The sequence below is a fragment of the Streptomyces sp. NRRL WC-3605 genome, assembly GCF_001509795.1.
GTDB classification, from domain to species: domain Bacteria; phylum Actinomycetota; class Actinomycetes; order Streptomycetales; family Streptomycetaceae; genus Streptomyces; species Streptomyces viridochromogenes.
Genome location: NZ_LLZN01000048.1, coordinates 55,432 through 74,680, shown reverse-complemented (window position 1 = coordinate 74,680; position 19,249 = coordinate 55,432). Strand labels below are relative to the sequence as shown.

Below are 19,249 nucleotides of genomic sequence, written 5' to 3'. Positions count from 1 at the left end.
CCCAGCCCTGTAGGAACCCGGTCCGCCCTCCCCCGCACAGGCTCGCGGGGCTCAGAAGCCCGGCGGCTCCGTGTACACGCCCCACTCGTCGCGCAGGGCGTCGCAGATCTCGCCCAGGGTCGCCTCGGCGCGCACGGCGTCCAGCATCGGCTCGATCATGTTGGCGCCGCTGCGGGCGGCGTCCAGCATCGCGTCCAGCGCGGTGCGCACGGCGGCGTCGTCGCGGGCGGCCTTGCGGGCGGCCAGCACCCGCACCTGCTCGCGCTCCACCTCGTGGCTGACCCGGAGGATCTCCAGGTCACCGGTGACCGAGCCGGTGTGGACGTTGACGCCGACGACCTTCTTGTCGCCCTTCTCCAGGGAGCGCTGGTACTGGAAGGCCGACTCGGCGATCTCGCCGGTGAACCAGCCGTCCTCGATCCCGCGCAGGATGCCGGAGGTGATCGGGCCGATGGGGTGCCTGCCGTCCGGGTGGGCGCGCAGGCCCCGCTCCTTGATCTGCTCGAAGATCTTCTCGGCGTCGGCCTCGATCCGGTCGGTGAGCTGCTCGACGTACCAGGAGCCGCCCAGCGGGTCGGCGACGTTGCCGACGCCGGTCTCCTCCATGAGGACCTGCTGGGTGCGCAGCGCGATCTCCGCGGCCTGCTCGGAGGGCAGGGCGAGGGTCTCGTCGAGGGCGTTGGTGTGCAGCGAGTTGGTCCCGCCGAGCACGGCGGCCAGCGCCTCCACGGCGGTGCGCACCACGTTGTTGTACGGCTGCTGCGCGGTCAGCGAGACACCGGCGGTCTGGGTGTGGAAGCGCAGCCACTGGGCCTTGTCGGTCTGCGCGCCGTACACGTCCCGCATCCAGCGCGCCCAGATCCGGCGGGCGGCGCGGAACTTGGCGATCTCCTCGAAGAAGTCGACGTGCGCGTCGAAGAAGAAGGACAGGCCCGGCGCGAAGACGTCCACGTCCAGGCCGCGGCTGAGGCCCAGCTCGACGTAGCCGAAGCCGTCGGCGAGGGTGTACGCCAGTTCCTGCGCGGCCGTCGCCCCCGCCTCGCGGATGTGGTAACCGGAGACGGACAGCGGCTTGTAGGCGGGGATGCCGGCGGCGCAGTGCTCCATCAGGTCGCCGATGAGGCGCAGGTGCGGCTCGGGCTGGAAGAGCCACTCCTTCTGCGCGATGTACTCCTTGAAGATGTCGGTCTGGAGGGTGCCGTTGAGCACGGCGGGGTCGACGCCCTGACGCTCGGCGGCCACCAGGTACATGCAGAAGACGGGCACGGCGGGCCCGCTGATGGTCATCGAGGTGGTGACGTCGCCGAGGGGGATGTCCTTGAACAGGACCTCCATGTCGGCGGCCGAGTCGATCGCGACGCCGCAGTGCCCGACCTCGCCGAGCGAGCGCGGGTCGTCGGAGTCGCGGCCCATGAGGGTCGGCATGTCGAAGGCGACGGAGAGGCCGCCTCCGCCGTTGCCGAGGATCATCTTGTAGCGCTCGTTGGTCTGCTCGGCGTTGCCGAACCCGGCGAACTGCCGGATGGTCCACGTCCGCCCTCGGTAGCCGGTCGGGTACAGCCCGCGGGTGAAGGGGTACTCCCCGGGCCAGCCGATCCGCTCGAAGCCCTCGTACCTGTCTCCCGGCCGGGGCCCGTACACCGGCTCCACGGGGTCCCCGGAGAGCGTGGTGAAGTCTGCGTCGCGCTTGCGCGCGGCGTCGTACCGGGCCTGCCAGCGTCGGCGGCCCTCCTCGATGGCGTCAGCGTCCATACCCCCGAATTTACTAGGACGTCCAAGTAAATGTCGATGGGAGAACCGCCGCACCCGGGGCGCGGCGGTCGTGTCAGGCCTTGGCGACAGCCGGCTCCACGCCGCTGACCAGCGGTTCCACGTCGCGTGTGACCTTGCGCTCGACGAAGAAGGCGGCGAGGGGGATCGTGCCGGAGAGGAGCACCCAGAGCAGCTTGCCGAACGGCCACTTCGCCTTGGACCCGAGGTCGAACGCGAAGATCAGGTACACGATGTAGAGGAAGCCGTGGACCTGGGAGACGGCGAAGGTGACGTCCTCGCCCATGTCGAAGCCGTACTTGAACACCATGCAGGTGCACAGCACGAGCAGCATGACGGCGGTGACGTAGGCCATCACCCGGTAGCGGGTCAGGACGCTCTTCTTCATGGGGAAGAGCGTAACCACCCGTTCCGGGAGATCTTGGCGGGGGTCAGCTGTCCTCGAAGTCGTGTGCCGCGACCCGCAGCGGGCGCAGCATCGCGAAGATCTCGGCGCACTCCTCGGCGTCGTACACGCCGAGACCGAAGTCCATCGCCATCAGGTCGCGGGTGGCCGCGTCGACGACCTCGCGGCCCTTGTCGGTGATGGAGGCGAGGGTGCCGCGCCCGTCGTTGGGGTTGGGGCGCTTGGCCACCAGGCCGGACCGGACCAGCCGGTCGACGGTGTTCGTCACCGACGTGGGGTGCACCATCAGCCGCTCGCCGATCTTGGACATCGGCAGTTCGCCGGCCTTGGAGAAGTTCAGCAGGACCAGGGCCTCGTAGCGGGCGAACGTCAGCCCGTAGGGCTTGACCACCGAGTCGACCTCGGCGAGCAGGATCTGCTGGGCGCGCATGATCGAGGTGATCGCGGCCATGGACGGCACGCTTCCCCAGCGCTGCTTCCAGAGTTCGTCGGCGCGGGCGATGGGGTCGAAGGCAAGGCTGAGCGGCTTCGGCACGCGCACGACCTTACCGGCCGGTTACATGCTGGTCAGCCCTGTCTCGCCCTTCGGTCGCACTCCCCGGCACCCGCGCCGGCCGCTCACGCGGACGTGGTCTGCCTGACCTCGAACACCGCCGTCCAGCGGTCGTCGTGCAGACAGGCGTTCATCGGCTCGACCAGGGCCCGGTGCGTGGAGCCGGTCCGCCAGCGCCGTACCGCCTCGAAGCTCTCCCACTCGCTGGTGAGCAGCCACTGGGCGGGGTCGTCCAGGGAGCGGCACAGCTGTTCCCCGAGATGCCCGGGGACGGCCGTCGAGCCCCGGCGGACCTCGTCGTACGACGTGACGAAGTCCGCCTCCATCCCCTCGCGCACGCGCAGCAGCCGCACCACGCGCACGCGCCCCGGGGCACCGTCGGTCATGACGGGTCGAGGACGACGGGGAGTTCGGCCAGGCCGCGGAAGGCGGGGAACGGCACGGTCATCCAGCGCGCGTCCTCGGGCTTCTGGGCGAGGGTCAGCTTCGGGTGCCGGGCGAAGAGGGTGCCCAGCGCGATCTGCATCTCCAGCCGGGCGAGCGGGGCGCCGACGCAGTAGTGCGGGCCGTAGCCGAAGGCGAGGTGCGACGCCTGGACGTTCGGGCGCCGGACGTCCATCTCGTCGGGGGCGGTGAACATCTCCGGGTCGCGGTGGGCGCCGGTGATGGAGATCTGGACCAGGGCGCCCTTGGGGATGAGGGTGTCCCGGATGACCACGTCCTCCTTGGCGTAGCGGAACGTGGAGTTCTCCACGGAGGTCTCGAAGCGGAAGATCTCCTCGATGGCCCCGGCCAGCGTGCTCGCGTCCTTCAGCGCCAGTTCCTTCTGGTCCGGACGGCTGAGCAGGTGGTAGACCGCGTTCCCGATCTGGTACGCCGTCGACTTGTGCCCGGCGAAGAGCAGCACCCAGGCGGTGGAGACGAGTTCGCCGTCGGTGAGGGCGCCCTCCTGGTCCTGGGCGGTGACGAGGGCGCTGAGCAGACCGCCGTCCGGCTCCCTGCGCTTGCGCGCGCACAGGTCCACGAGATAGTCGCGGAGATTTCCCTCGGCGATCTCCAGTTTCGCCCGCGCCTCCGGACCGAATCCGGTCTGGGCGACGGTGGCGGACCATTCCTGTGCCTGTTTCCGCTCGTTCTCCGGAACGCCGAGGAGTTCACAGATGACGTGCAGCGGAAGGGGGAAACAGAATTCCGGGAGGAGATTCACCGTCTCGGTCTTCGGGCAGGCGTCGAGCAGTTCGTCGGTGATCTGCTGGACCCGCGCCCGCAGGGATTCCACGCGCTTCGGGGTGAAGGTGCTGCCGACGATGCGCCGCAGCCGGGTGTGCTTCGGCGGGTCGGAGAAGAGCATGTTGTCGTCGAGGGCGATCGACGAGTCGCCGAAGATGCGGTGGTAGGCGTCGATGGCGCCGTACATGTCCTTGCTCAGCCGGGGGTCGGCGAGGGCGGCGCGGGCGTCGTCGTAACGCGTGATGAGGTACGTCTCCACGCCGTGCGGCGGGGACAGGGGGCAGACCGGCGCCGACTCCCTGAGGGCGGCGTAGACGGGGTGCGGGTCGGCGCGGAACTCCCGGCTGCACGACGACGCCGCGGCCGCCGCCTCCTGTGCCGACAGTGCCTCGGATTCCTCGGATGCGAACGCTTGCGTCATGCTGATTCCCCGGGGTTGGCGTGAATGTCCGTGGTGTGAAGCCACAGTTCCCCGGGGCGCGGGAGCCCGCAAACGGCGCTGCGCCATACGGGTTCGCTCAAGGAAGCACGTGTGGCTCGCAGGCCGCCCTGGTAAACATCGACGACGTGAGCGGACACGAAGCGGAATCTGTACCAGTTCTCGTCGTCGGCGGTTCCCTGGTGGGTCTTTCCACTTCGGTCTTCCTGGGACGCCTCGGAATCCAGCACCTCCTCGTGGAACGGCATACGGGGACGTCCACGCACCCGCGTGGCCGCGGCAACAACGTGCGCACGATGGAGATCTACCGGACCGCCGGCCTGGAGCCGCGGATCCGAGCGGCGGCGCGCGTGCTGTCCGGCAACGACGGCATCCTCCAGGTGGACACCCTCACCGGGACGCGGCGCCGCTGGATCATCGGGGACATCTCCGGCGGCATGGACATCTCCCGGGTGAGCTCGTCGGACTGGTGCCTGTGCAGCCAGAACGACCTGGAGCCCGTCCTGCTGGAGTACGCGCGGGAGTTGGGCGCCGACGTCCGCTTCGGCTCCGAGGTGCTCTCCTTCACCCAGGACGGGGACGGGGTGCGGGCCGAGATCCTGGACCGGGCGTCCGGCGCGACCCGGGTGGTGCACGCCGACTACCTGGTGGCGGCCGACGGCCCGCGCAGCCCGGCGCGCACCCGCCTGGAGATCGGCCAGTCCGGTCCGGGCGAGCTGTTCCACAACGTCAGCGTCACCTTCCGCAGCCGGAAGCTGAAGGACCACGTCGGCGAGAAACGATTCGTCGTCTGCTACGTCACGACCCCTGACGGCGAGGGCGCCCTGCTCCCGGTCGACAACGAGGAACGCTGGGTCATCCACGTCCCCTGGTACCCGGCCCGCGGCGAGACCCTGGAGGACTTCACCGACGAGCGGCTCGCCGCGCACATCCGCGCCGCGGTCGGCGTCACGGACATCGACGTCGAGATCACCGGCCGGGCGCCCTGGCACGCCTCGAAGCGCGTCGCGGACGCCTACGGCCAGGGCCGCGTCCTCCTCGCCGGCGACTCCGCCCACGAGATGCCGCCCACCGGCGCGTTCGGCTCCAACACCGGCATCCAGGACGCCCACAACCTCGCCTGGAAGCTGGCGGCCGTGCTGCGCGGCTGGGCGGGACCGGCGCTTCTGGACACCTACGAGCTCGAACGGCGCCCGGTCGCCCTGGCCACCGCCACCCGCGCCTGCCTCCAGGCCGCCGACGAGCAGCACCCCGGCTTCAGCCCCGCCACGGGACGCAACAACGATCCGGCGGACATGATGACCGTCGCCCTGTGCTACCGCTACGCCTCCCGGGCCGTCGTGGACGCCCCCGCGCAGCGCCCGGTCGTGCCCGAGGCCTTCGAGCTCGGCGGTGAGCCGGGAAGCCGCGCGCCCCACCTGTGGGTCACCCGCGACGGCGTCCGGATCTCCACCCTGGACCTGTACGAGCGCTCCTTCGTGCTGCTCGCCGGGTCGGGCGGGCAGAAGTGGCGGGCCGCGGTGGAGAAGGCGTCGGCGAACCTGGGCGTGCCCGTCGAGGCGTACCTCGTGGGCACCGGACCCGACCACGACCTGGCCCCGGAGGCGGGCGCCGACTGGGCCGAGCTGCACGGCACGGCCGAGGACGGGGCGGTGCTGGTGCGCCCCGACGGCTTCGTCGCCTGGCGGGCGGACGCGGCCATGCCGGACGCCGACCGCGTCCTGACGAACGTGCTGCAGAGCGTGCTCTGCCGCGACTGACCCGCGCAGTTTCCCCTCATCGAGCACCGAGGACGGTGTGCCATGCCCCCTCTCGCCGGACGCATCGACGTCCACCACCACTTCACCGCCCCGGCCTGGCTGGACTGGGCGGAGCAGCACGGCGTCGTCGACCGGGAGAGGCTTCCCTGGTGGACCCGCTGGGACCGCGACGCGGCGCTGGAGATCATGGACAAGACGGGCATCGGCACCGCCGTGATGACCGTGGCCATGCTCGGCCGGTTCCAGGACCGGACCGCCCGTCAGGAGAGCGCCCGGGTCGCGCTGCGCGCGGCCGCCGACGTCGTCGAGGCCGACCCGGAGCGCTTCGCCTTCTTCACCCCGGTCTTCCTGGACGACCTGGAGCTTTCGTCCTGGAGCGTGCGGCACGGCCTCGACGAGCTCGGCGCGGTCGGGGTGAGCACCCGGACCAGCATGGGCGGCGTCTTCCTCGGTGACCCGGCGCACGACCGGCTGCTGCGGGAGCTGGACGAGCGGTCCGCGGTCGTCAGCACGCACCCCATGGAGGTGCCGGCCGGCAAGGACGGCGCGGGCGGCCTGCCCGGGATGCCGCCCTTCGTGTGCGACTTCCTGATGGACACGACCCGCGCGGCCGTGAACCTCATCCGCAACGGCACGCTGGACCGCTACCCGAACCTGAGCTTCATCCTGCCGCACGGCGGCGGCTTCCTCCCCTACATGGCCACCCGCCTGGAGCTGTTCGGCGGTTCCGTGGAGCCGGGCATCGAGCCCGAGCGCGTCCGCGACTACCTGCACCGCTTCTACTTCGACACGGCCGGGCCGATGTCGCCGTCTGCGACACCGACGCTGATGGCCACGGTGGATCCGGACCGCATCCTCTTCGGCACCGACTGGCCGCCGACGCCCGCGCACGTCATCGCCGACCGGGTGACCCCGGCCCTGGACAGCGACCCGTTCCTGTCCGAGGAGCAGCTCCAGCGCATCAACCGGGACAACGCGCTGCGCCTGATGCCGGCGCTCGACCGGTCGTAGCGCCGACTCCACGGCGGCGACGAAAGGCCGCCGCCCGCACCGGGTGGGTGCGGGCGGCGGCCTTCGTCGTACGGGTCCGTCAGTCCTTGCGCCACTGGTAGAAGCAGCGGGCCATGGCGTCCTTCGGGCTCCGCCAGGTCTGCGGGTCGTAGGGGCTGACGAACGCCTCGAGGCGGCGGCTGATGCCGACGAACTCGGGGTGCCCGGCCACCTTCGCGATGGCGGGGCCCGGGTCCTGCTCGGCCTCGATGAAGTGCATGTAGACGTCGCCGAACTGGAACAGCGAGCGCTGGGTGACACCCACGAGGTGGGGCAGTTCACCGCGGTCGGAGTCGGCGAAGACCCCGGCGATGTCCTTGGCGGCGCCCGGCTCCATGCGGGCGACGATCAGTGCGTGGTGCATGCCGCCTCCACTCGGTCGCGGATGAGGCGCATCTGGATGGGCGAGTTGCGGTTGATGATCTCCGTCATCCCGGCGTCGTCCACGGGGGCGTCGGGCTTCATCTCGAAGTCCTGCGTCCAGTGCATCCGGGTGCCGTTCGGGGTCTCCTCGTACTCCCACACGATGTTCATGTAGGCGAAGGGGCCCGTCTCGATGCGGCGGGCGCGTACGACGAGCTTCTCGCGGTCGGCGACGCGCTCGGAGACCCAGCTCCAGACCTCGCCGTTCTCGTCGGGGTGCATGGTGAGGCGGAACGTCACCGTGTCGCCCTCGCGGGACAGCACCTCGCAGGAGGCGTACTCGCTGAACAGCTCGGGCCAGCGTTCCAGGTCGTTCGTCATGTCCCAGACGAGGTCGACGGGAGCGGCGATGGTGATCTCGTTCTCGGTGTGTCCGGCCATGTCAGACTCCCGTCGCGAGCGCGCCGTTGACCAGGTCGAGGAAGGCGCGCGGGCTCTTGCAGCGCTCCGCGTCGGTGGGCAGCGCCCGGCCGTGGCGGTTCTCGAGCTCGCCCACGATGCCGAGCAGGCCGAGCGAGTCGAGCCCGAACTCGGCGAACGGGGTGTCCGCCCGGCGCTCCAGGTCGTGCGGGTCGACGGTCACACCGGCGGCCTGCTTCATCAGCGTGGCCAGCTCCGTGACGGTCACCTGGGTCACTTGCGTGGTCATACACGTTCTCCTTGTCGGTCTAGACGGCGGACGCGTCGCCCCGGCGCAGGACGAGCGCCGCGTTGGAGCCCATGAGTCCCCGGCTGAGGACGAGGGCGGTGCGCAGGTCGGCCGGGCGGGCCGAGGACGTCACCAGGTCGATGTCGTGGCAGATGTCGAAGACGCCCGGCGTCGGCGGGATCAGCCCGTGCTCCATGGCCTGCACCGCGGCCACGATGTCGAGCATCGGCGCCCCGCAGTAGGAGCGCCCGATGCCGGCCTTGGGGGCGGTGACCGGCACACGGGTGCCGTGCGCGCCGAGGGCGTCGGCGAGGGCGAGCGCCTCGGCGCGGTCGGCCTCGGGGACGCCCAGCGCGTCGGCGAAGACCACGTCGATCTCCTCCGGAGCGCAGCCGGCCTCGTCGAGGGCGACCCGGACGGCCTGCGCGAGCCCTTCCCGGGAGCGGTCCCAGCGCGAGGCGCCGGTGAAGGTCGCGGCGTGCCCGGCGACGGTGGCCCGTACGTCCGCGTCCCGGCGCCGCGCCCGGTCCAGGCTCTCCACGACCAGCACGGCGCCGCCCTCGGCGGGCACGAAGCCGCAGGCCGCCGAGGTGAAGGGACGGTAGGCGCGGGCGGGGTCCGCCTCGGTGCTGAGCTCGGGGTAGCCGAGCTGGCAGACGCCCGAGTAGGGGGCGAGGGGTGCCTCGGCCGCCCCGACCACGATGACGTCGGTGCCGCGGTGGACGGCCCGGGCGGCGTGCGCGACGGCGTCGAGGCCGCCCGCCTCGTCGGCGGCCACCACCGAGCAGGGGCCCTTGAAGCCCTTGCGGATGGAGATCTGGCCGGTGCTGGCCGCGTAGAACCAGGCGATGGACTGGTAGGGCCCGACGAACCGGGAGCCCTTGCCCCACAGTTTCTGCAGTTCGCGCTGGCCGAACTCGCCGCCGCCCGATCCGGCGGCGGTGACGACGCCGACGGAGTACGGCGCCTCGGCCCAGGCGGCCTGGCTCAGCCCGGCGTCCTGGAGCGCGGCGTCGGCGGCCGCGAGCGCGAAGTGGGTGAACTTGTCGGTCTGGACGAGGAAGGTCTCCTCGATCAGCGCGGCGGCGTCGAAGCCGCGGACCTCTCCGGCGACCCGGAGCGGCAGGTGTTCGCAGCCCTCGCGGGTGACCCGGTCGAGGACGCTGGTGCCGTCCTTGACGTTCTTCCAGTACGTCTCGGCGTGCAGCCCGTTGGGCGCGACCACGCCGATGCCGGTGACGGCCGTCCGCCGGGTGGCTCGACCACTCATCGTCGTCTCCTCCCCTGGGGGCCCGTCAGGAGCACCGCGGACTGGAACCCGCCGAAGCCGCTGCCCACGGACAGGACGTTGTCCAGCCGGCGGGGGCGTGCGGTGCGCGGGACGTAGTCCAGGTCGCACTCGGGGTCCGGGGTCTCGTAGTTGGCCGTCGGCGGCACCACCTGGCGGGCCAGCGCGAGGACGCAGGCGACGACCTCGATCGCGCCGATCGCGCCGAGCGAGTGGCCCACCATGGACTTGATGGAGCTCATGGGGGTGTCGTAGGCGTGGGAGCCCAGCGACTTCTTGACGGCGGCGGTCTCGTGCCGGTCGTTCTGGCGGGTGCCGGAGCCGTGCGCGTTGACGTAGTCGATCTCCGTGGGGTTCACCCGCGCGTGGTCGAGCGTCTCGTCGATGGCGCGGGCCATCTCCAGGCCCTCACTGGTCAGACCGGTCATGTGGTAGGCGTTGCCGAAGGTGGCGTAGCCGCCGATCTCGCAGTAGACGTGCGCTCCGCGGGCCCGGGCGTGCTCCAGTTCCTCCAGGACGAGGACGGCGGCGCCCTCGCCCATGACGAAGCCGTCGCGGTGGGCGTCGAAAGGCCGTGAGGCGTGGGCCGGGTCGTCGTTGTTCGGCGAGGTGGCCTTGATGGCGTCGAAGCACGCCATGGTGATCGGGGAGATCGGGGAGTCCGAGGCCCCTGCGAGGCAGATGTCGGCGCGGCCCTCCTCGATGGTGTGGAAGGCGTAGCCGACGGCGTCGAGTCCGGAGGTGCAGCCGGTGGACACGGTCTGCACGGGCCCCTGGGCGCCGAAGCGTTCGGCGACGTCGGAGGCGAGCGTGCTGGGCGAGAACGCCCGGTGCAGCTCGGGTCCGGCGGCCCGGTGGTCGACGTCCCAGCGCTCGCCGTGCGCGCTGACGAGCACGTAGTCGCGCTCCAGGCGGGTGGTGCCGCCGACCGCGCTGCCGAGGGAGACGGCCACGCGCCAGGGGTTCTCGGCGGCGAGGTCGACCCCGCTGTCGGTCACGGCCTCCTGGGCGGCGACCAGGGCGAACTGGATGTAGCGGTCGGCGCGTTCGCCGATGGCGGGGTCGAGCCCGTGCTCGGCGGGGTCGAAGTCGCACTCGGCGGCTATGCGGGAGCGCAGCCCCTCGGGGTCGAAGAGGGTGATCCCGCGGGTCGCCGTGCGGCCGCTGGACAGCAGGTCCCAGAAGGCGGGGACGCCTATGCCGCCGGGGGCGACCACGCCTATGCCGGTCACCGCCACGCGCCGGGTCATGACAACACCCCGGGCCGGGCGGGGCTCGCTCCCTCTTCCTGGACGAGCGGGTAGGGCTTGATGTCGTCGCTGATCTCCGGGGCCTCGGTGTCGACGTGGCCGAGGCTCGGCTTGGGGGCGAGCGGGCCGAGGTGGAAGATCATCCGGGCCTCCTCGTCACCGACGTTGCGGAAGCGGTGCCGCATGTCGATGGGGATCATGAGGCCCTGGTCGGACTTGAGGGAAAACGTTTCTCCGTCCAGGTCGACCTCCAGCCGGCCCTCCACGACGTACACGAACTCCTCCGAGTACGGGTGGTAGTGCTCACTGATGCGTTCGCCGGGCCGCATGATGGCCAGGCCCATGAAACCGCTGGTGGAGCCCACTGTGACGGGGGTGAGCAGGGTGCGGATGTCGCCGCCGCGCTTGCGGTTCGGCTCGATCTCGTTGAGGTCCACGACGCGCGGGCGCATCTTGTCCATGGTCTGTCTCCAGGTCGTTCGGTGAGGTGTCGGTCCCCGCGCCGTCAGGACTGCGCGGCCCTGCGGTCGGTGATCAGCGCCATGCCGGCGTGGGCGAGGAGGCGGTGCGCCTCGCGCTCGCCCGGGAGCGGTCCCGGCACGCCGAGCGCCTCGCCGTCGAGCAGACGGGCGAGGACGGCGGCCTTGCGCGGGCCGTCGATGCCGAGCGTCCTGGCCGGGTCGGTCTCGGGGTCGCCCCGGACGTCGACCAGGCGGACGACGATGTCCTCGCGCTGGAATACGGTGCTGCGGTGGACGGGGGACGCCGGGTCGGCGGCGGCCGCCTCGTCCTGACGGGCCAGCAGTTCGGCGAGCGCCAGTCCGCAGCCCGGCCGCGCCGGGTAGTACAGGGCGTGCCGGGTGATGCCGTCGGGTTCCGGGCCGCCGCGCGCCACGTGGTGGACGGGCGGCATCGCGGCGCGGATGAAGAAGGTGCGGGCCGAGTCGGGGTCGGCGAGGTCCCGGTCCTGCTCCAGATGCGGGTTCAGAGCCTCTTCCACGGCCCGGATCTCGGGCTGGCGGGAGACGTGGCGGAGCGCCTTGGTCAGGTCGCCCTCCACCTCCACGGTGCGCACGACGCGGTTGCCGTGCATGAAGAGGGTGGTGCGGCGCAGCCGCGTCGTGTCGTCGACGCGGGCCTCCGGCGGCGTGTAACCGGCGAGGATCTCCGCGACCTTGGACTCGGAACCGGGCTTGACGGTGAAGGTGAGGGCGTGTCGGATCACGCCGTCGCCCGTCCTCGGGGCCGTCTGGAGCCCACCGGTGGGACGCTCGCGTCCGCCGGTCTCGCGGACCACGCCGAAGCGTGCCGAGCGGAGCTCACGGACGCAGTTCTGCAGCGGCCGGACCGTCTCGATGTGGTCCTCGCTGTTGACCCAGGCGAGGTAGGGCGGGGCCGTGGCCCACTCACTGGTGATGATCCACTGGGCGGGGTTGTCCACGGACTGGCAGAGCTGGTCACCGAGGTGACCGGGTATCGACGCGACGCGGTCGCGCATCTGCTCGTAGGCGTCCAGGAACTCCTGCTGCGCGCCTTCCTTGAGGTCGACGAACAGGAGGACGCGCATCCTGGAGCCGTCGAACGCCGACTGCGACGTACTGGGCGAAGTGGTCATCCGGCGGACCCTTCCTTCGCGGGAGCAAGCGGCGGCCGAACCCTCGTCCACCAGCGCGAACGTGGATCTCGGCCCTGAGCCTTCATCGTGGGTCAGGGCCTTTCGGACCGCGAGCCGCGCGGGCCATCTGAGGGATCCCCCCGCGTCCCGGAACGCCGCGAGGCGCCCCCGCGGCCGGGGGCGCCTCGAAGTCCCCCTGCCGGCAGGGGGGTTGTGCGATGCCGGAGCTCACCGGCGGCCGGTCATCCGGCCAGGTACCGCTCCACGGTCTCCACCTTGGAGGTGAGTCCGTCGGTCACGCCGGGCCGGATGTCCGCCTTCAGCACGAGCGACACGCGGGGCGCCCGCGCCTCGACGGCCGCGACGGCGCGCTTGACGACGTCCATGACCTCGTCCCAGCTCTCGCCCTCGACGGAGGTGAACATCGCGTCGGTGCGGTGCGGCAGCCCGGACTCGCGGACCACCCGGACGGCGTCGGCGACGTACTCCCCCACGTCCTCGCCGACACCGAGCGGGGTCACGGAGAACGCGACGATCATGCGTTCACGATCCCTTCCTGACGGGCGCGGGACGCGATCACCGCGTCCTCGGCCTCCCGCTTGAGGCGGCGGTCGGCGAAGAACCCGCCGGTCGGCAGGACGGAGAGGACGAGGTAGAGGGCGGCCGTGCCCAGCGGCCACTTGGCGCGGTTCCAGGCGTCCGCCCAGAAGACCAGGTACAGGACGAACAGCATTCCGTGGACCGCGCCCATCACGGGCACCGCGTTGAAGTCCGTGGTCCGCTTCAGCACCGAGCAGACGAGCAGGAGCAGGAACGAGACCGCCTCGGGGGTCGAGACGAGACGGAGGCGGCGCAGCGCGCCGGCGGTCTTGAGGTCCACGGTTCACCTTCGGAGTGGAGTGGGCGGGAGTGACGGCGAGCGGCCGTGATCAGCTTGTGAACGCAAGCACAATCGCCTCGGCCATTGTGGCAAACCCGGGAGGCGCCCGGGGCGCGGGGGTCGGCGGCCGCACGCGCGCCCGCCCGGCCCGGACCGGCCCAGGGTCCCGTCAGGGGTGAAGTCCGTCGCAGGTATCTGTCCGCCGGGGGCGCCTGCGGTTACCTTCGCTGCGTGGCGATGTTCCGACTCCAGGGCAGCAAGGTGCTCGCCGTCGACATGACCGGGGACGCCGTGAAGGCGAAGAACGGCTCGATGGTCGCGTACGACGGGCAGATGGCCTTCAAGAAGATGAGCGGCGGCGGTGAGGGCATCCGGGGCATGGTGACCCGGCGCCTCACCGGTGAGCAGATGACGGTGATGGAGGTGAAGGGGCACGGGACGTGCTGGTTCGCGGACCGGGCCTCAGAGATCAACCTGGTCGGCCTCCAGGGCGACAAGCTGTACGTCGAGTCGAGCAACCTGCTCGCGACGGACGCGGCGCTGCGGACCGGCACGTCCTTCACGGGCATGCGCGGCGCCTCCCAGGGCAACGGGCTGTTCACGACGACGGTCGAGGGGCACGGGCAGGCGGCGATCATGTCGGACGGCCCGGCGGTGGTGCTGCGGGTCAGCGCGCAGTACCCGCTGACCGTGGACCCGGGTGCCTACGTGGCGCACCAGGGGAACCTGCGGCAGTCCTTCCAGTCCGGTGTGACGTTCCGCACGCTCATGGGCGAGGGCGGCGGGGAGGCCTTCCAGATCCGCTTCGAGGGGGACGGGCTGGTGTACGTGCAGCCGAGCGAGCGCAACACGATCGCGGGGGACCTCTGAGATGGCCTTCCGTGAGATCAACTCCAAGATGATCGAGGCGACCGTCGTCCCGGGGCAGCGGCTGTTCAGTCAGCGCGGCGCGATGCTCGCCTACAAGGGCGACGTCTCCTTCACCCCGAACATGGCCGGCGGCCAGGGCGGGATCATGTCGATGATCGGACGCCGGGTGGCGAACGAGGACACCCCGCTGATGACCGTCGAGGGCAGCGGCACGGTGCTGTTCGGGCACGGCGGCCACCACATCCAGGTGATCGGTCTCGCCGGGGACACCCTGTGCGTCGAGGCGGACCGGCTGCTCGCCTTCGAGGGCACCCTCCAGCAGGGCACGATGTTCCTCGGCTCGCAGGGCGGCGTGATGGGCATGGTGCGCGGGCAGATCAGCGGCCAGGGCCTGTTCACGACGACCCTCAAGGGGCACGGGTCGGTGGCGGTCATGGCGCACGGCGGGGTCTTCGAGGTCCCGATCACCCCGCAGCGCCCCGTCCACGTCGACCCGCAGGCGTACGTCGCCCACCACGGCGACGTACGCAACAAGCTGTCGACGGCGCTGGGCTGGCGGGACATGGTGGGCCGGGGCTCCGGCGAGGCGTTCCAGCTGGAGCTCAGCGGCAGTGGTGCGGTGTACGTGCAGGCCTCGGAGGAGAAGCTGTGAGCCACTACCCGGGCGCGGGTCCCACCGTGTACGACCCCATGACGCTGCCCAGCGACGACAACGTGAACTCGTACACCTTCTGCGTGGAGCTCAAGGGGAGCCAGTGGTTCCTGCAGAAGGGCAAGATGATCGCCTACTACGGCTCGATGGAGTTCAACGGCATCGGGCACGGCCGTCTCGACCGCCTCGTCCGTACGTCCTTCCATTCGCCACTGCACGCGAGCGACTGGGTCGTGGCGGAGGGCTCGGGCAAGATGCTGCTGGCCGACCGGGCTTTCGACGTCAATTCGTACGACCTCGACGACGGCAACCTGACCATTCGCTCGGGCAACCTGCTCGCTTTTCAGCCAAGTCTTACCCTCAAGCAATCGATCGTGCCGGGTTTTCTGACACTGATCGGAACCGGAAAGTTCGTGGCCGCATCTAACGGGCCGGTGGTGTTCATGGAACCCCCGATCCGGGTGGACCCGCAGGCGCTCGTCGGCTGGGCCGACTGCCCGTCGCCGTGCCACCACTACGACCATGGCTACATGACCGGCGTGATGGGCGGTCTACGTGCACTGACGGGCCTCGGAGGGGCGTCCGGGGAGGAGCATCAGTTCGAGTTCGTCGGGGCCGGCACGGTGCTGCTCCAGTCGAGCGAGACCCTCATGGCGGAGCAGGCCACGGGGGTGCTGCCGCCGGACGCCGGAGTCCCTGGTTCCGGTGGGGCGCACACAGGCCCTTCACAAGCGGGCGGGGCACCGCGCCTTCCCGGACAGCTGGGAGACCTCCAGCGTCGCTTCGGGCTGTGAGCGGTAGTCTGCGGAGTGTGACATCGAACGTGTGCGCACACGGGTGACACGTCACACGCCACCCCTCACTAGTTCGCCTTTCAACATTTTAGGTAGACTTCATTCATGGAGACCGAGACGGCCACCCGCTGGCTGACCAATGCGGAGCAGTGCGCCTGGCGCACCCACCTGGAGGTCAACAGGCTGTTGACGTACCAGCTCGAGAAGGATCTCCAGCCGTTCGGCCTGACGATGAACGACTACGAGATCCTGGTGAACCTCTCCGAGTCGGAGGACGTACGGATGCGGATGAGCGACCTCGCGTCGGCCACCCTCCAGTCCAAGAGCCGGCTCTCCCACCAGATCACCCGGATGGAGAACGCCGACCTGGTCCGGCGCGAGAACTGCGAATCCGACCGGCGCGGCCTCTACGCGGTCCTCACCGAGCACGGCATGGAGACGATGAAGAAGGTCGCGCCGCATCACGTGGCGTCCGTGCGCAGGCACTTCATCGACCTCCTCTCCCCCGAGGCGCTGACCGAGCTCGACAAGGCCCTCAAGCCGATCGCCGAGCACCTGCGCAGCCAGCGCGGGCGCCCCTGATCCGGACGGCGCCCCGCGCCCAGAGGGTGTCAGACACCCCCTAGCGCGCCCGTGGCAGGCGGAGCTCGAACAGAGCTCCGCCCGCGGGCGCCCGGCCCACGGTCAGCGCGCCCCCGTGCCGTACGGCGACGTCACGGGCGATGGCCAGGCCGAGCCCGGCGCCTCCGTCGTCCCGGCTGCGCGCCTCGTCCAGCCGGACGAACCGTTCGAAGATCCGCTCCCGGTCGGCCTCCGGCACCCCGTCCCCGTCGTCGGCGACGGCCGCGACCGCCCACTCCCCCTCCGCCCGCACGCTCACGGTGACCGCCGAACGGGCGTGCCGCAGCGCGTTGTCCAGCAGGTTGGTGAGCACCCGCCCGACCTGCGCCCGTGACCCGGCCACCGGCACGGCGTCAGCCGTCACCGTCACCCCGGCCCTGCCCTCGGCGTGCTCGCGGGCCAGCGCGCCCAGGTCGAAGCGCGCGTCCCCCGGCCGCTCCCCCGCGTCCAGCCGGGCGAGCAGCAGCAGATCGGCGGCGAGCGTCTGCAGCCGTACGGTGTCCGCCACCGCCCCGTCCAGGTCGAGCAGGCCGGGGTGCGCGGCGCCGACCTCCAGCTGGGTGCGCAGCGAGGCGATGGGGCTGCGCAGCTCGTGCGAGGCGTCGGCGACGAAGCGGCGCTGGCGCTCCACGGAGCTCTCCAGCGCGGCCAGCGTCTCATTGGTCGTCAGGGCCAGCCGGGCCACCTCGTCGTGGGTGGCCGGGACCGGCACGCGGCGCGCCAGGTCCTCGCTGGCGGTGATGGCCGCCATCTCCCGCCGGATGCCCTCGACCGGGTTCAGCGCGCGCCGGGTGACCAGCCAGGTGGCGCCCGCGACGACCGCGAGCAGCAGCGGGAAGCCGATCAGCATGGCGGTGGTCGCGGTGCCGACGGCGCTGCGCTCCGCGGCGAGCGGGGCGCCGGCGTGCACGGTGAGCTTCCCCCGGTCCTCGAACTCGACCTCGACGGAGGCGAACCGGTAGTCCGCGGTGGTGCCGTCGATGGTCGCCGTGCCGGTGCTGTAGTCCGTGTCGGAGTCGACCTCGCCGGTGCGGGCCCCGCGGTCGTCGTCCGAGTCGCCGGAGCCGGAGCGGCCGGAGTCGCCGTCGTCGCCGTCGTTGCCGTCGTCGTCGCCGTCGTCGCCGTCGTCGCCGTCCTCGGCGCCCCGCCCGCCCGCGTCCCGGCCCGGCCGTACGGCGTCGGTGCCCGTGCCGCTGACGCGCTCAAGGTCCTCGCTCGCCGCGACCACCCGGCCTCGCTCGTCGACGATCTGGACGGGCCGGTCGTCCTCGTCGAGGCCGGTCAGCTTGTCGTAGGGCCGGCCGTCGGACAGTTCGACGGCGACGGCTCGGGCCGCGCTCGCCGCCTCGGTCTCCGCCTGTCCGGTCAGGTCGGACCGCAGCGACAGCAGGAGGGCCGCCCCGGTGGCGAGCAGGGCCACCGCGACCACGAGCGTGGCGGCGAGCGTCGCCCGGGACCGGACGGAGCCGAACAGGCGGCGCGTCACGGCGTCGGCTCCTGCCGCTCGAGCCGGTACCCGGCGCCCCGGACGGTCCGGATGAGCTCCGGCCGCAGTTTGCGCCGCAGCGCGCTGACGTAGACCTCGACGATGTTCGGGTCGCCGTCGTAGGCGAAGTCCCAGACGTGCTCCAGGATCTCGGACTTTGACACCACCTCGCCGGGCCGCGTCACGAGCGTCTCCAGCACCGAGAACTCCCGCGTGGTCAGCGGCACCTCGTCGGCGCCGAGGAAGACCCGGCGGGCGGCCGTGTCGACCCGGAGGTCGCCGAGGACGTGGACCGGCGAGGCGCCCGCGCCCTGCCGGACGCGCCGCAGCAGCGCCTTCACGCGGGCGACCAGGACGACGTACGAGAACGGCTTGGTGAGGTAGTCGTCGGCGCCGGTGTCCAGGCCCTCGGCCTCGTCGTACTCGCCGTCCTTGGCGGTGAGCATGAGGACGGGCACGTCGTGGCCGGCGGCGCGCAGGGCGGCGCAGACCCGGTAGCCGTTCATGCCGGGCAGCATGATGTCGAGGATCACCAGGTCGTACGTCCCCTCGCCGGCCAGGTGCAGCCCCTCCAGGCCGTCGTGGACGACGTCCACGGCGTAGCCCTCGGCGGTCAGGCCCTGGGCGAGGGACCGGGCCAGGCGTCTTTCGTCCTCCACGATCAGCAGGCGCATGCGTACAGCCTGGCAAAGCGCACCTGAAGACGTCTTCAGGGTCCTTCAGCTTCCTCTCAGCATCGGCCGGGCACATTGGGTCACGTCGAAAGGCACGAGCCGGAATGTTCGGCAGGAAACGGGAGGAACCCCATGAAGCGCAACCTCGTCCTCGCCACCGTCGCGGCCGCGGCCCTGATCGGCGGCGGCACGGTCGCGGCCTACGCGGGCAGCGGTGACGACGGCGCGTCGCCGCGGCAGTCGGACGTCCGGGTCGCCGGCGACCGCGACGACACGCAGAAGGACGACGACGACGGCGACCGCCGCGACAGCCGGGACGACGACCGGGGCGGCCGGGACGACGACCAGGGCGGCCGCGACGACGACCGCGACGACCGCGACGAGGCCCGCTCGCAGGCCGGCCGCACCGGCGTCACCGCCGCCGACGCCATCGCGGCGGCGCTGGAGCGGACCCCGGGCACGGCCGTCTCCGCCGAACTGGACGACGACGGCTCGCGGGTCTGGGAGGTCACCGTCGTCGAGGGCGACGGCACCGAGCACGACGTGCGGGTCTCCGCGGGCGACGGCAAGGTGCTGAGCGACCGGCGCGACGACGATGACGACCACGAGGGCCGCGCGGACCTCGCCGCGCTGAAGGGCGCGTCGGTCGACGCCCGCGAGGCCGCCGAGGCGGCGGCCGCCAAGGGTGTCGTCGTGGAGATCGACCTCGACGACGACGGCCCGGCCGTCTGGAAGGCCGAGACCACCAAGGGCGAGTGGAACGTCGGCCTGAAGAGCGGCGCGGTGACCCCGCACCACGACGACGACCGCGACGACCGCGACGACGACTGACGTCAGGG

23 protein-coding genes are annotated in these 19,249 nt (G+C 71.5%); 7 read left to right on the top strand and 16 right to left on the bottom strand.

What is annotated here, in order from left to right; all coding sequences use genetic code 11:
• Nucleotides 1-51: 51 nt before the first annotated feature.
• The 5 genes from ADL34_RS13010 to ADL34_RS12990 form a co-directional block, all read right to left on the bottom strand.
• The gene (locus tag ADL34_RS13010) at nucleotides 52-1,752 is read right to left on the bottom strand and encodes an acyl-CoA mutase large subunit family protein (RefSeq protein ID WP_062667769.1); all 1,701 of its coding nucleotides are present in this window, start codon (nucleotides 1,750-1,752) and stop codon (nucleotides 52-54) included.
• A 73-nt stretch (nucleotides 1,753-1,825) separates the two neighbouring features.
• Nucleotides 1,826-2,158 (bottom strand): DUF3817 domain-containing protein, encoded by a 333-nt coding sequence (locus ADL34_RS13005; RefSeq protein ID WP_055624985.1) that lies wholly within the window; start codon nucleotides 2,156-2,158, stop codon nucleotides 1,826-1,828.
• 43 nt (nucleotides 2,159-2,201) lie between these two features.
• A complete protein-coding gene (locus ADL34_RS13000) occupies nucleotides 2,202-2,711 on the bottom strand; it encodes a MarR family winged helix-turn-helix transcriptional regulator (RefSeq protein ID WP_062667767.1) in 510 nt (169 codons plus the stop codon).
• A gap of 83 nt (nucleotides 2,712-2,794) precedes the next feature.
• Complete coding sequence (locus ADL34_RS12995) at nucleotides 2,795-3,115, bottom strand: antibiotic biosynthesis monooxygenase family protein (RefSeq protein WP_062667765.1); 321 nt, start codon at nucleotides 3,113-3,115, stop codon at nucleotides 2,795-2,797.
• Entirely contained in the window at nucleotides 3,112-4,380 is a 1,269-nt protein-coding gene (locus tag ADL34_RS12990) for a cytochrome P450 family protein (protein WP_062667762.1), read from the bottom strand. The genes ADL34_RS12995 and ADL34_RS12990 overlap by 4 nt, the downstream gene beginning before the upstream one ends.
• Nucleotides 4,381-4,526: 146 nt before the next feature.
• Between ADL34_RS12990 and ADL34_RS12985 the strand changes: the two genes are divergently transcribed.
• Entirely contained in the window at nucleotides 4,527-6,158 is a 1,632-nt protein-coding gene (locus ADL34_RS12985; protein ID WP_062667760.1) for an FAD-dependent oxidoreductase, read from the top strand.
• A gap of 42 nt (nucleotides 6,159-6,200) precedes the next feature.
• On the top strand, nucleotides 6,201-7,169 hold the full coding sequence (locus ADL34_RS12980) for an amidohydrolase family protein (protein WP_062667759.1): 969 nt from the start codon (nucleotides 6,201-6,203) through the stop codon (nucleotides 7,167-7,169).
• Between the two features lie 79 nt (nucleotides 7,170-7,248).
• Here ADL34_RS12980 and ADL34_RS12975 read toward each other — a convergent pair whose 3' ends face one another.
• The 9 genes from ADL34_RS12975 to ADL34_RS12935 form a co-directional block, all read right to left on the bottom strand.
• Nucleotides 7,249-7,572 (bottom strand): TcmI family type II polyketide cyclase, encoded by a 324-nt coding sequence (locus ADL34_RS12975; protein WP_055624991.1) that lies wholly within the window; start codon nucleotides 7,570-7,572, stop codon nucleotides 7,249-7,251.
• Nucleotides 7,557-8,012 carry an SRPBCC family protein gene (locus ADL34_RS12970; protein WP_062667756.1) on the bottom strand — a complete coding sequence of 152 codons (456 nt, stop codon included), beginning with the start codon at nucleotides 8,010-8,012 and terminating at the stop codon, nucleotides 7,557-7,559. Before ADL34_RS12970 ends, ADL34_RS12975 begins: the two co-directional genes overlap by 16 nt.
• Nucleotide 8,013: 1 nt before the next feature.
• Nucleotides 8,014-8,280, bottom strand: a complete 267-nt coding sequence (locus ADL34_RS12965) for an acyl carrier protein (RefSeq protein WP_062667754.1) — start codon at nucleotides 8,278-8,280, stop codon at nucleotides 8,014-8,016.
• A 19-nt stretch (nucleotides 8,281-8,299) separates the two neighbouring features.
• Nucleotides 8,300-9,550 (bottom strand): beta-ketoacyl synthase N-terminal-like domain-containing protein, encoded by a 1,251-nt coding sequence (locus tag ADL34_RS12960; protein ID WP_062667752.1) that lies wholly within the window; start codon nucleotides 9,548-9,550, stop codon nucleotides 8,300-8,302.
• Nucleotides 9,547-10,818 carry a beta-ketoacyl-[acyl-carrier-protein] synthase family protein gene (locus ADL34_RS12955; RefSeq protein WP_062667750.1) on the bottom strand — a complete coding sequence of 424 codons (1,272 nt, stop codon included), beginning with the start codon at nucleotides 10,816-10,818 and terminating at the stop codon, nucleotides 9,547-9,549. Before ADL34_RS12955 ends, ADL34_RS12960 begins: the two co-directional genes overlap by 4 nt.
• Nucleotides 10,815-11,279 (bottom strand): cupin domain-containing protein, encoded by a 465-nt coding sequence (locus tag ADL34_RS12950; RefSeq protein ID WP_062667748.1) that lies wholly within the window; start codon nucleotides 11,277-11,279, stop codon nucleotides 10,815-10,817. The genes ADL34_RS12955 and ADL34_RS12950 overlap by 4 nt, the downstream gene beginning before the upstream one ends.
• Nucleotides 11,280-11,323: 44 nt before the next feature.
• Nucleotides 11,324-12,433: a SchA/CurD-like domain-containing protein gene (locus tag ADL34_RS12945; RefSeq protein WP_062667747.1), complete on the bottom strand. Its 1,110-nt coding sequence runs from the start codon at nucleotides 12,431-12,433 to the stop codon at nucleotides 11,324-11,326.
• A 242-nt stretch (nucleotides 12,434-12,675) separates the two neighbouring features.
• Nucleotides 12,676-12,972 (bottom strand): MTH1187 family thiamine-binding protein, encoded by a 297-nt coding sequence (locus ADL34_RS12940; protein ID WP_062667745.1) that lies wholly within the window; start codon nucleotides 12,970-12,972, stop codon nucleotides 12,676-12,678.
• Nucleotides 12,969-13,313: a DUF3817 domain-containing protein gene (locus ADL34_RS12935; protein ID WP_062667743.1), complete on the bottom strand. Its 345-nt coding sequence runs from the start codon at nucleotides 13,311-13,313 to the stop codon at nucleotides 12,969-12,971. Before ADL34_RS12935 ends, ADL34_RS12940 begins: the two co-directional genes overlap by 4 nt.
• 237 nt (nucleotides 13,314-13,550) lie before the next feature.
• Between ADL34_RS12935 and ADL34_RS12930 the strand changes: the two genes are divergently transcribed.
• The 4 genes from ADL34_RS12930 to ADL34_RS12915 all read left to right on the top strand — a co-directional run bounded on the left by ADL34_RS12930 (nucleotide 13,551) and on the right by ADL34_RS12915 (nucleotide 16,211).
• Nucleotides 13,551-14,183: an AIM24 family protein gene (locus ADL34_RS12930; protein ID WP_062667805.1), complete on the top strand. Its 633-nt coding sequence runs from the start codon at nucleotides 13,551-13,553 to the stop codon at nucleotides 14,181-14,183.
• A gap of 1 nt (nucleotide 14,184) precedes the next feature.
• Entirely contained in the window at nucleotides 14,185-14,835 is a 651-nt protein-coding gene (locus tag ADL34_RS12925; protein WP_062667741.1) for an AIM24 family protein, read from the top strand.
• Nucleotides 14,832-15,629: an AIM24 family protein gene (locus ADL34_RS12920; RefSeq protein WP_062667740.1), complete on the top strand. Its 798-nt coding sequence runs from the start codon at nucleotides 14,832-14,834 to the stop codon at nucleotides 15,627-15,629. Before ADL34_RS12925 ends, ADL34_RS12920 begins: the two co-directional genes overlap by 4 nt.
• 105 nt (nucleotides 15,630-15,734) lie before the next feature.
• The gene (locus ADL34_RS12915; protein ID WP_055625003.1) at nucleotides 15,735-16,211 is read left to right on the top strand and encodes a MarR family winged helix-turn-helix transcriptional regulator; all 477 of its coding nucleotides are present in this window, start codon (nucleotides 15,735-15,737) and stop codon (nucleotides 16,209-16,211) included.
• A 40-nt stretch (nucleotides 16,212-16,251) separates the two neighbouring features.
• On the opposite strand, the gene ADL34_RS12910 is transcribed toward ADL34_RS12915, so the two are convergent.
• Both ADL34_RS12910 and ADL34_RS12905 read right to left on the bottom strand, forming a co-directional pair.
• Nucleotides 16,252-17,736 carry a sensor histidine kinase gene (locus ADL34_RS12910; RefSeq protein WP_062667738.1) on the bottom strand — a complete coding sequence of 495 codons (1,485 nt, stop codon included), beginning with the start codon at nucleotides 17,734-17,736 and terminating at the stop codon, nucleotides 16,252-16,254.
• Nucleotides 17,733-18,410 carry a response regulator transcription factor gene (locus ADL34_RS12905; protein WP_062667736.1) on the bottom strand — a complete coding sequence of 226 codons (678 nt, stop codon included), beginning with the start codon at nucleotides 18,408-18,410 and terminating at the stop codon, nucleotides 17,733-17,735. Before ADL34_RS12905 ends, ADL34_RS12910 begins: the two co-directional genes overlap by 4 nt.
• A 132-nt stretch (nucleotides 18,411-18,542) precedes the next feature.
• Between ADL34_RS12905 and ADL34_RS12900 the strand changes: the two genes are divergently transcribed.
• The gene (locus ADL34_RS12900) at nucleotides 18,543-19,241 is read left to right on the top strand and encodes a PepSY domain-containing protein (RefSeq protein WP_062667734.1); all 699 of its coding nucleotides are present in this window, start codon (nucleotides 18,543-18,545) and stop codon (nucleotides 19,239-19,241) included.
• Nucleotides 19,242-19,249 lie beyond the last annotated feature (8 nt).